The organism is uncultured Paraglaciecola sp. (assembly GCF_913058035.1).
GTDB lineage: Bacteria > Pseudomonadota > Gammaproteobacteria > Enterobacterales > Alteromonadaceae > Paraglaciecola.
In genome coordinates this window covers 1-11,054 of record NZ_CAJXPA010000150.1, presented here as the reverse complement: position 1 = coordinate 11,054, position 11,054 = coordinate 1, and the positions used below count along the sequence as shown (strand labels likewise).

Genomic DNA, 11,054 nt, shown 5'->3' with positions numbered 1-11,054 from the left:
GTATTAATGATGTGCTGAACCATGGGTTTGCCGCCAATGGGGTGCAATACCTTAGGCAAAGAAGATTTCATCCTAGTGCCTTTGCCTGCTGCTAAAACTACTACTGAAAAAGTCATTCATTTTCCTTTAAAAGAGAGATACCTGTTGCCCACTGGTGCGACATCCCTAAACATTAATGCATTCTACTTATTTGCTAATGTACTGTCAGTAGCTGAATGAGTCTTAAAAAAATTGGTTTATTCATATTCCAAAAACACTGAAGAAAGTGCAGCTGAATCATCAGAATAATCATTCTAATATAAGGGCTTCAGATAGATTTCAACCATTATTAATAAAAAAAAGTATCAGGCTGATTACTCTGCAGACAATTCTCCGTTATGATGGATTTACTACTTTGGTAGTATTTGTTATTGGAAAACAGATTTAATAAAATTAGGAGCAGGGTAGCCCGTGAATATTTTTCGTACATTACATAAAAGTATATTAATACTGTTTGCCGTAGTTTTAGTTTCTATTGTTACTTTAGTCCACATTAGCGTGTCTAAAATAGTTGCCGAACAAAGCAGAACGCAACAACAATCCTATTCCCCCGCATTGCAATTGATTGTTGAACAACTGATGCAGCCCCTGCATATTTCACAGACATTGGCTAAAGCAAAAGAACTCAATGATCTAATGCGCAACCCGCTAAATAATGAAGACCAAATATTTGCAACCCTAAAGCGATTAAATCAAGAGTTTTCACTCAATTTTTTTATAGCTAGTGAGATCAGTCGCATTCAATATAATTCTGAAGGAAAAAAGATTGAATTAACTGAAGATAAAGTTGATTGGTATTTCAGATACAAAGCGCAACCTGAAAATGCAATGGCCGATATTGGGCAATGGCAAAACCCTCAATTCTATATCGACTTAAAAATTTATGATGATGAGGGTAATTTTCTCGGGGTATTTGGAGTAGGCAAAAGCCTCGATGCATTTACTGATATCTTTAATGAGTACAAAAAGACCTATGGATATGATTTTATTTTTGTTGATCAAAATAAAGACATAACTCTAACATCTGATCCTGAGTTGTTAGTCAAAGGTGTGACGTTTAAAAACCTAACCGACTTGCCATGGTTTAAAGCATTAAAGCCAGAGCAGCAACAAACGTCATTAAATAATTTGTTATTACAAATTAATGGACAAGAGGCGTTGATTGCAGAACTAAATATTCAACCTTTCGACTGGACTTTATATATTATTACACCTCTTCAATCTCGGAAAACTGAGATAAGTCGTGGTTTTATTATCAGTATAGTGATTTTGCTAGCGGTAATATTTGGGTTATTTTTATTAATATACAATCTGTTGTACTACTTCAAAAAAGACATGCAAAAAATTAGACAAATCGATATATTGACCGAACTGGCTAATCGAAACAACATCGCCTTAAAGTTTGAGGAACTGATGTATGAGAAAGAATCGGTTAGCCTAGTATTGATTGATTTAGATAATTTTAAGCCTATAAACGAAACCCATGGCAGGAAAGCTGGTGACATAGTGTTACGTCAAGTCGCACAAATGTTGCTAAGTAATATTCGTGATACTGATATTATAGGGCGCTGGTGTGGTAAGGAATTTATTGTATTAATGCCTGATACTGGTCCTCACGAGGCGGCCGAATTATGTCAGACGTTATGCAAAAAATTAGCAGCGACTACAGTGACTACGGGCACAGCGTCTATTCAAATAACGGCTAGTTTTGGTATATCTTTTACCGCCACACCTCGCAATTTGTCCGAAGTTCTCTCTGTAGCAGATGACGCATTATTTTCAGCTAAACGAGATGGTAGAAATATGGTTAGGGTGCAGTTGATTGAATCTGATTAAACTGCTTTGTGCTCCAATTTTAATAGACTGGCTTTGATTGACATGCCCCAAGCATATCCTGTCAACTTACCATTACTACCGATAACACGATGGCAAGGTACAACAATAGTCAGAGGGTTACGTCCATTTGCCGCGCCTACCGCTCTGACTGCCTTAGGATTATTTATCGCTTTTGCAATATCTGCATAACTACAGGTTTGCCCATATTGAATGTGACTCAGTGCTCGCCAGACTTGATGTTGAAAGTGTGTACCCTTAGCGTTTAAACTCAAATTAAAATGCGTTCTTTTACCCACAAAATACTCATCTAATTGTTCGACTGCTTGCTGTGTATTGCAGCACCAATTAGGTGCCTTAGACTTATCTTTTACAAAACGTATAGACGTCAGACCATTAGGGTCGGCACACACTTCTAATGTGCCTAATGCCGAATCTAGGTAACCAATAAAATCATTATCTTGATTCACACCATACTCCAAATTTGAAAGGTTAAGTAGCTTCGCCATGGACGGGCCAATTCAGCATCTATGTTTATTTTTGTCAGTTGTTTTTTAACAATCAAGTCAGTGTTAAGCCAAATGTCGGGAGATGATTGTCCACGCATTTTTGCATAGGCTACAGTCCAAGGCCCAATGCCTTTTATATGTAACCAATCATCTATTGGCGAATCTGGACAATTAATAATATGTTGAGCAAATAGCCGCAAAGTTTGTTTGCGGCTATTTGGAATTTTGAGAAAATTAAGGTCACTCTTTGAGATGGTTTTAGGTGTCGGAAAATAAACATTGTCACCTTCTGTTTCGCCTAATTCCTGGGTTAATTGGGATAATAAGGTAATCGCCATTTTAACTGAGATTTGCTGACCGAGAATAGCTCGACAACCTGCTTCAAATGTATCCCATACACCGGGTATTCTTAACCCTGTGACCATCTTATCTTTTGGTATACCGCATCTTAATAATTGCGATTGAATTGTTTTGGTATCTGCATTGAGGTCAAACACGCGTTCAATGTTATTTAATACAGCTGGCAATTTCTCGATATTGGGTAAACGTATCTCTACCTTTAGGTTATGTTTATCCTGTATTCTTGAAACTCTAAACCAGCCTTTGTCAGTTCCAATAACAAACGTTCTGTGATAACAATCTTCGGTGACACTTTCAACTCCTTGAATCACTCTCAAAGCTAAAAACGATTGCATATGTTGCCAATTAAAAGGAGGCCGAAAAGATAACCTAAGACTAATAAGCTCGCTTTGCTTTTCTTTACCCTGCTTTACTTGCTGAGGTGTTAAGCCCGTCACTTTTTTGAAATTATGCTGTAAACGCCTGGCACTAGCAAAACCGCTGGCATGAGCAATATGTTCAACCGTCAAATTACTTTGGTGAAGAAGTTGTTTGGCAAATAAAACCTTATCAAATAATTGATACTGTTTTGGACTTAACCCTAAATGTTGTTGAAATAACTGCCGAAAATAACGGTCAGTAATACCTAATTTAGTCGCTATCTCTGTAATGCTCAGTTCTTTATATTGACTAAGTAAACGTATGCCACGCTGAACGGTTGTATGCACTCCCTGCCACGCGTAAGAGTGGGGTGCACTGTCAGGTCGACATCGCAAACAAGGTCGGTAGCCTGCTGACATGGCTTGTTGTGCTAAATGAAAGTATTCAACATTTTTTTCAAGTGCGGTATTAGCAGGACAAATTGATCGACAAAAGATATTGGTGGTTTTAACAGCGACAAAAAACGTACCGTCAAAGCGAGGATCTCTGGTTAGTCTTGCTTGCTGATAATCTGTATTCATTATTGTGCGCTTTTATGCCATCGTTGTAATTATTCTAACGACTTATATCGCTTTAGTGCGACAAAAACGGTAGTCAATAGAGGTTAATAGTGGTTAATCTGTCATTTAAACTAATAATTTATGATGACAGTTGATCCCAAGTACTAACAAATAGGATAATAGGCAGTAATAGGCTAAATATAATTTGGCTGCTGCTAACCAATATAGGAATAATGTGACTTTTTTTGTTTATATAAAAACAGGTTTATTGAAACTAGTAATTAAATTCATGCCATTTCAATTGTTTTATGTTTAAGGTTTTTACAGGACTTTTACTGCTTGTTGGCTTATTTAGCCAACAAAGTATTGCCGCAGATAAATGGTTGACTAAATTTGCAGAAGATATTCAACTCAAAGCGCAAAAAAAGAATTTACCAGGATATACCTTTGCTTATATTGAAAAAGGTAAACCAGCTTCGGTGGTGGTTTATGGTAAAGAAAGTCAATCTGGCGACCCCATTGATATAGAGACCGTATTCAGACTGGCTTCGGTTTCTAAAACATTTACCTCAATGTTAATGGCCAAATACGTGGAACAAAATCAATTAGATTGGCAAGTACCTGTGTCGCAACTTGTTCCTGAATTTTCCACTGCCAAAGGCAAGAGTGGTGAGCTGGTGTTGAAACATGTCATCGGTCAATCTAGCGGTTATACACCTAATGCCTACGACAATCTGATCGAAGCAAATTATTCGGTAAAACGTGTACTTTCGATGCTTTCAGACTTAAAACCTTTGTGTCAGCCAGGACAATGTTATACCTACCAGAATACTTTGTTTGCAGTAGTTGATGAATATTTTCAGCAGCACCACTCTTCCTTTGGACAAGCCCTAACCCAGACCCTAATTACGCCATTAAATATGCCTCATGCCAGTGTCGGAAAATTAGGTTTGCAGTCATCTACCAAATGGGCAAAGCCCCATGTGGCGATTTCAAAAAACCGTTGGCACTCAACTGATGTTCGAGATGACTATTACAAATATTCTCCAGCAGCCGGAGTCAATGCCAGTATGCAGGATATGGTTATTTGGATGCGTGCACTTTTGGGTGAGGCGCCTGAGGTTATTTCTCCTGAATTAATTGCTCAGGTGACCACACCATTAACTAAAAGTACAAAAGAAGTGTATCGACGTCAATGGCGTGAATTTTTGTCAGATGCCCATTATGGACTCGGTTGGCGCATCTATGATTTTGCAGGGCATACTCTTAATTATCATGGAGGCTGGGTACAAGGTTACCGCGCAGATGTGGCATTTTCACCTGAATACGGAGTAGGTTATGTGATGTTAATGAATGCAGAGTCTAACTTGATTAATGAATTTACCCCTGATTTTTGGGCTCGTTGTTTTAAGCATTTAGAACAAGCCAGCTTACTTGCTGGCCCATCCAAAAAAGCATCTTAATTTTTTAGGTAGGTATAACCCTTAAGACAGTTCTCGTAAAAGTCAGTCCACTTTACTCCTTCTCTAGGTTTTATTTGTCCTTGGGCAACATGTCCATCTATCAGTTTTTTTACGCTTTTGGCCATAGAACTGGGGTTATATTGCATAATTGACAGTACGTCTGCAACAGATGAGCCGTTAACCATTTCTTCAATGTAAAAGTCTTGGGGATCGTCGTCATGACTGAATATATGTACTTCATTTAAACGGCCAAATAAGTTATGCATATCCCCCATAACATCTTGATAAGCACCCGTTAAAAACAGTCCCAAATAATAGTCTTCATCAGATTTTAGATTATGCATTGGCACAAAATTGGATATGCCATGTTCGCTAATAAATTGATCTAATTTTCCATCACTGTCACAGGTTATATCTACTAAGGAGCAGTTGATAGTTGGTTTTTCATTCATTCTGGTTAGTGGCATCACTGGCAATATTTGGTCTATCGCCCAAGTGTCAGCAGCCGATTGAAACACAGAAAAGTTGCATAGATACTGAGATGATAGTGCAAAGTCTAGCTCTTGCATTTCTTCGGGTACAAATTCAGCATCTTTGAGGCGAAACTGGACTTTTTCCATAATTTGCCAATATAAAGTTTCAATTTTAGCAAGCTCTTCGAGTGATATTACGCGTAACTTAAATGCGTTTGAGGCTTGTTCTTTAAACTGTGACGCATCGTTAAATATTTCTTGTAAGTTATCTTGGCGGTCGATAATTTCTGATAGTTCTCGCATATCGCTAACTAAGACATGTTCATCTTCTGCTGGGTCAGTGGCGATCCCAGCTCCGTGTGATTTTATTGCACCAACTACCTCCGTGACAACGCAGCTATGATGTGCGGTTATGGCTCTTCCACTCTCGCTGACCAAAGTTGGGTGTGGTACGTCTTCTAAATCGCACACCTGTTTCATTCCATACACAATATCGGCCACATATTCTTGCATATTGTAATTTCGCGATGAGTCATTTGTTGATTGACTGCCATCGTAATCAATACCTAAGCCGCCGCCAACATCTACATATTTTAACTTAAAGCCCATTCTGTAAAGTTCAGAATAGATCATTGCACCTTCGGTAATAGATTCTTTTACTGCACGAATATCAGTTAATTGGCTACCAATATGAAAATGTAATAATGTTAAGCAATCAGCCATGCCATGTTCTTTGAGATAACGAGCGGCATTAATTATTTCACTATTGGTTAAGCCAAATTTGGCCCTATCACCGCCAGAACCTTCCCATTTACCACGGCCTTTTACTGTCATCTTAGAACGAACGCCGATGAGTGGCTCTATATTTAGTTCTTTAGCCGTTTTCACTAATAAAACGAGTTCAGAAAACTTCTCAATGACTACAATTGTTTTTCGACCTAACTTACGACTTAACAGAGCTAACTGCATAAACTCATGGTCTTTGTATCCATTAAGTATGGTGAGTGACTCTGCATTAGTATTAAGTGCCATTACCGCCAAAAGTTCTGCTTTTGAGCCTGCCTCTAGGCCATAATTAAAGGGCGCACCAGCATCGACTATTTCCTCAACTACTTCACGCATCTGGTTTACTTTTATAGGGTATACGCCCATATATTCGCCCTGATACTCAGCCTCTTTAACGGTTTGTTGAAACGTTTGGTTGAGCAATGCGACTTGTGAACGAAGGATGTCGTGGAATCTCACCACTACAGGAAATTGTATGCCTTCTTGTTTGATTTCTTCAACCACTGCCTTAAAGTCAATTCGTATGTCTTTGTTTGATGGGTCGGGAGTAACATGCAAGTTTCCATTTTGACCAATTTCAAAATAGCCCGCACCCCAACGCTTTACTCGGTATACATTCTCCGAGTCTTCAACGGTCCAGTTTTCAGTTTTTGGCATGGTAATTTAATGTCTATAATAAGGTGTTAACGAACGGATTATAATAAACAACAATTGTGCTGGCTAGCACGATTAATCGTTATTAAACCAAAAGTAATGATGCTGAACCTAAAAAAACAAAAAAGCCAACCACATCTGTTACTGTGGTCAGTATTACGGAGCCTGCAAGCGCAGGATCAATCCCTATTTTATCTAGTAATACGGGAATAATTATTCCTGCGATCGCAGCGATAAGCATATTAATAATTAACGCAACTGCAATGATGGCTGACAACCAAATGTTATCAAACCACAAGGTGGTGATTGCCGAGACAACTAGAGCCCAAAGCAAGCCATTAAAAAAGGCAACTAACACCTCCTTGTTGCCTAGAGCCCTTAGATTAGATGTGGCTAATTGTCCCGTGGCTAAACCCCTTATAGTTAAGGTCAATGTTTGACTTCCGGTAATACCACCCATGCTTGCTACTATGGGCATCAGTACAGCCAATGCAACGACTTGTGCAACCACTTCATCGAATATGCCTATTACAATTGATGCGGCAAAGGCTGTGAGCAAATTGATACCTAGCCACACAGCTCTGCGTCTTGAACTGGTAAACACGGGAGCAAATAAGTCTTCGTCACTAACACGGCCCATGTGTGACAGCTGTGCTTCATAATATTCCTGGTATACATCAATGGCATCTTTGACAGAAAAACGCCCAAGTAATCGTCCTTCTTTGTTAATGACAGGCAACATTGAGCGTCCGCTGCTTTTCACCGCTTCAGAAGCCTCAAATAGATTTAAGTCGGCTGCTAATACGTGATCTGAAAATTCAGCGACCTGTATAAGAGCAGTACTCGCCTCACAGGTAAATAATTGATTGATGTCAACTTGCCCTAAATAATGGTCCGTATCGTCAACCACTAAAATACTGTCTGTGTAGGCGGGTAGCGCCTCCCATTTTAATGCGACTAATAATGCCCCTACAGACACACTTTTATTGACCGTGTAAACATCATGATTGACATAACGACCTAGCTGTTCTTCAGAGTAGTTAAGTGCTTCTTCTATTAATCCCGACTCTTGTGCGCTAAGTTTTTTGATTAACCCTTTGGCTATTTTACTGGGCAAAACGTCGAGTATTTCAACTAAGTGTTCAGTGGTACTCGCAAGTGCAAGGTCTTCAATATTTTCATCAGATAACAACGACATAAGTTGCTCACGAGAGTCATCTCGCATCGCAGCTAGTATGGGTGACTTTTTATCTTCACTGAGCGTTTGCCACAATTCAAATCGTAGGTCTTTAGGTAACCCTTCAAAAACGAATGCCCAATCTTCAGACGAAAAATCTCTGGCAATAATAGGCACCACGACTTGACCATCTTTAAGTCTGTCAAGTAACCATAAAAATGCATTTTCCCGCTGTTCTTGGTTGACCATTTCTATCCCCTTAAATACCAACCCATATGGTATCGATAAAAGTTAAGTTCGCCATAGTGATTTATTATAATTTTGGTGTATCTTATATGCAGCATACAACGTCAAAGCAAATACCCATCACTTGTAGCCTTAATCCAACTCAAGAAAGTGCTTTTAAAATAAATAACTAGAGAAGTAGCTATGCAAGACAGAGAAACCAAACCAACCCCAAGCATTGACGACACGACACATAAATTAGAACTTAGATATCTTACGCTCGAAGATTATCTTGATGTGAAGGAGTTAATGGACGTCGTCTATTTACAAGTGGGAGGTGCGTGGCCACTAAAAAATTATCAAGCACAGCTTAATACTTTTCCAGAAGGTCAGATTTGTATTGAGGATAAAGGCAAGGTAGTAGCCGCTGCGATTTCGGTCATTGTGGATTATGAAAAATTTGGTGACAAACACACCTATGATGAAATTACTGGAGATGCTTACTTAGGCACACATGATCCAAAAGGTGATGTTTTATATGGCGTAGATATTTTTGTTTCGCCAGAATATAGAGGTCTTAGGTTGGGGCGTCGCTTGTATGAAGCCAGAAAAGAATTATGTAAAAACCTTAATCTAAAATCGATTATGGCTGGTGGGCGCATACCCAACTATGCAAAACATGCGGCTACCATGACACCCTATGAATATATCGAGGCAGTGAAATCTAAAGACTTGTTTGATCCTATTTTAACGTTTCAGATTTCAAACGGTTTTGAGGTGAAACAAATACTCAAGGCTTATCTACCAGAAGACAAAGCGTCGATGGGTTATGCCACTCTTCTGCAATGGCATAACATTTATTATAATGCTGAATCTCCCAAGCTTTTTGGTGGCCATAGGAATACTGCACGAGTGGGATGCATACAATGGCAGATGCGTTACTTTCACGATGTCGCAGAATTACTGCAACAAGCTGAATATTTTATTGATGCTCTTTCTGATTATAAATGCGACGTGGCACTTTTTCCTGAGTTTTTTAATGCGCCGCTTATGGGTATCAAACCTGCCGAAACATCAATCGATGCAATATGGAACTTAGCAACGTACAGCGACGAAATATTAACCGAAATGTCTCGTTTGGCGGTGTCTTATAATATCAATGTAATTGTGGGTTCGATGCCAGTTGTTAAGGATGACGAATTATATAACATCAGTTATTTATGTCACCGTGATGGGCAAATAGACTGCCAATATAAATTACATCCAACACCTCATGAAAAGAAAGATTGGATCATGCAAGGTGGCGACAAACTTCAGGCCTTTGATACTGACTTTGGTAAAATAGGTATTCTAATTTGTTACGATGTGGAATTCCCCGAACTAGGCAGAATTTTAGCAGACCAAGAGATTCAGATACTCTTTATTCCTTTCTGGACAGACACTAAAAATGGGTATCTTAGAGTGCGAATATGTGCCCAGGCAAGGGCAATTGAAAACGAATGTTATGTGGCTATCGCGGGTAGTGTGGGTAACCTACCTAAGGTAGATAATGTTGATATTCAGTATGGACAATCGGCTGTTTTCTCTCCTTCTGATTTTGCTTTTCCCCATGATGCGATCGTATCAGAAACCACACCCAACACAGAAATGACGTTAATTGTAGACTTGGATTTGGATAGATTGACACAACTTCGGAATGAAGGCTCAGTCAGAAATTATCTGGATAGAAGACGTGACCTATATAAAGTTAATTGGACTGGGCAGTAAGTAGGCGCTTACTCTTCTTGTTATTTTTAAAAAAAGCCGCATTTATGTGGCTTTTTTTAAGACAAAAAATGGATATCTAAATGGTCTATCTTCACTAGTTTTAAATTCTGCGGCTTAATGTTTTAAGCTGAATGATATTGAAAAACTTCATCAATAGACTGGCCAAATACTTCGGCAATTTTGAAGGCAATCTCAAGTGTAGGTGAGTACTTACATTTTTCAATGGCCATGATCGTTTGTCGCGTTACGCCAATCAATTCTGCGAGCTCTTGCTGGGTCATTTCATCAGCAAAAAAACGCAGCTCTCGGATTTTATTTTTGATGGGGAGAGTAGACAAGTTAGTGACTACTTCTGTAATAATAAAGTTGTGCAGAAAATCGAACTACTTCAGAAAGAATGAAACTGAAAAGCAAAATATGTGCAGTTAAAAATGGAATATCTAGCACCTTAAATTGTTCAATAAATTCCGGGCTTATTTCCAGAGAAACCATTCTTCCTAATGTCATTAACACGCCAATAACTAATACAGTGTGGCCAAAGTTGTTACCTTTATATTCGTATAATTTATCTCTTTCATCAGCACCAAGTTTAGCTGCTTTACGATTACTCACCGCAAGCATTGACTGAAATATTATTTCAACAATAATGATGAGAACAAAAGCGCGAATTGATAGTTCTAGTGCTGCGGTTTTAGCGACCTGTTCAGGTAGGTTACCTAAAGCTATTATATTTAAAAAATAGTCACCAAAAATCAACAGGGTGGAGATCAATGAAATCCAAATACTTTTTTCCCTAAAAGACATATTCATAAAAGTTACTCCTTAATACGAGAGTAAAAGTGTATATA

Annotated in this window: 10 protein-coding genes; 3 read left to right on the top strand and 7 right to left on the bottom strand. The window is 38.7% G+C overall.

What is annotated here, in order from left to right:
* The coding region (locus QZ562_RS16335) for an NTP transferase domain-containing protein (protein ID WP_293762418.1) at positions 1-116 on the bottom strand (116 nt) is incomplete at its 3' end.
* Positions 117-450: 334 nt separating this feature from the next.
* On the opposite strand from QZ562_RS16335, the gene QZ562_RS16330 reads away from it, so the two are divergent.
* A complete protein-coding gene (locus tag QZ562_RS16330; protein WP_293762416.1) occupies positions 451-1,875 on the top strand; it encodes a sensor domain-containing diguanylate cyclase in 1,425 nt (474 codons plus the stop codon).
* Here the strand turns inward: QZ562_RS16330 and QZ562_RS16325 are convergent.
* Complete coding sequence (locus QZ562_RS16325; RefSeq protein WP_293762414.1) at positions 1,872-2,342, bottom strand: methylated-DNA--[protein]-cysteine S-methyltransferase; 471 nt, start codon at positions 2,340-2,342, stop codon at positions 1,872-1,874. The genes QZ562_RS16330 and QZ562_RS16325 overlap by 4 nt on opposite strands.
* Complete coding sequence (locus QZ562_RS16320) at positions 2,339-3,682, bottom strand: AlkA N-terminal domain-containing protein (protein ID WP_293762411.1); 1,344 nt, start codon at positions 3,680-3,682, stop codon at positions 2,339-2,341. The genes QZ562_RS16325 and QZ562_RS16320 overlap by 4 nt, the downstream gene beginning before the upstream one ends.
* 287 nt (positions 3,683-3,969) lie before the next feature.
* Between QZ562_RS16320 and QZ562_RS16315 the strand changes: the two genes are divergently transcribed.
* On the top strand, positions 3,970-5,124 hold the full coding sequence (locus tag QZ562_RS16315) for a serine hydrolase domain-containing protein (protein ID WP_293762408.1): 1,155 nt from the start codon (positions 3,970-3,972) through the stop codon (positions 5,122-5,124).
* Here the strand turns inward: QZ562_RS16315 and speA are convergent.
* Complete coding sequence (gene speA, locus QZ562_RS16310; RefSeq protein WP_293762405.1) at positions 5,121-7,040, bottom strand: biosynthetic arginine decarboxylase; 1,920 nt, start codon at positions 7,038-7,040, stop codon at positions 5,121-5,123. The genes QZ562_RS16315 and speA overlap by 4 nt on opposite strands.
* 82 nt (positions 7,041-7,122) lie before the next feature.
* A complete protein-coding gene (locus QZ562_RS16305; RefSeq protein ID WP_293762397.1) occupies positions 7,123-8,463 on the bottom strand; it encodes a magnesium transporter in 1,341 nt (446 codons plus the stop codon).
* 180 nt (positions 8,464-8,643) lie between these two features.
* Here QZ562_RS16305 and QZ562_RS16300 point away from each other — a divergent pair, with 180 nt between their 5' ends.
* Complete coding sequence (locus tag QZ562_RS16300; protein WP_293762394.1) at positions 8,644-10,206, top strand: bifunctional GNAT family N-acetyltransferase/carbon-nitrogen hydrolase family protein; 1,563 nt, start codon at positions 8,644-8,646, stop codon at positions 10,204-10,206.
* A 122-nt stretch (positions 10,207-10,328) separates the two neighbouring features.
* Here the strand turns inward: QZ562_RS16300 and QZ562_RS16295 are convergent, their stop codons facing one another.
* Positions 10,329-10,544 (bottom strand): helix-turn-helix transcriptional regulator, encoded by a 216-nt coding sequence (locus tag QZ562_RS16295; protein ID WP_293762392.1) that lies wholly within the window; start codon positions 10,542-10,544, stop codon positions 10,329-10,331.
* A gap of 1 nt (position 10,545) precedes the next feature.
* Positions 10,546-11,016 carry a hypothetical protein gene (locus QZ562_RS16290; RefSeq protein ID WP_293762389.1) on the bottom strand — a complete coding sequence of 157 codons (471 nt, stop codon included), beginning with the start codon at positions 11,014-11,016 and terminating at the stop codon, positions 10,546-10,548.
* Positions 11,017-11,054: the final 38 nt, after the last annotated feature.

Bases quoted from the DNA above. Each gene is read 5' to 3' on its own strand.
- QZ562_RS16320 (WP_293762411.1), bottom strand. From the start codon at position 3,682: ATGAATACAGATTATCAGCAAGCAAGACTAACCAGAGATCCTCGCTTT.
- QZ562_RS16315 (WP_293762408.1), top strand. From the start codon at position 3,970: ATGTTTAAGGTTTTTACAGGACTTTTACTGCTTGTTGGCTTATTTAGC.
- speA (WP_293762405.1), bottom strand. From the start codon at position 7,040: ATGCCAAAAACTGAAAACTGGACCGTTGAAGACTCGGAGAATGTATAC.
- QZ562_RS16305 (WP_293762397.1), bottom strand. From the start codon at position 8,463: ATGGTCAACCAAGAACAGCGGGAAAATGCATTTTTATGGTTACTTGAC.
- QZ562_RS16300 (WP_293762394.1), top strand. From the start codon at position 8,644: ATGCAAGACAGAGAAACCAAACCAACCCCAAGCATTGACGACACGACA.
- QZ562_RS16290 (WP_293762389.1), bottom strand. From the start codon at position 11,016: ATGAATATGTCTTTTAGGGAAAAAAGTATTTGGATTTCATTGATCTCC.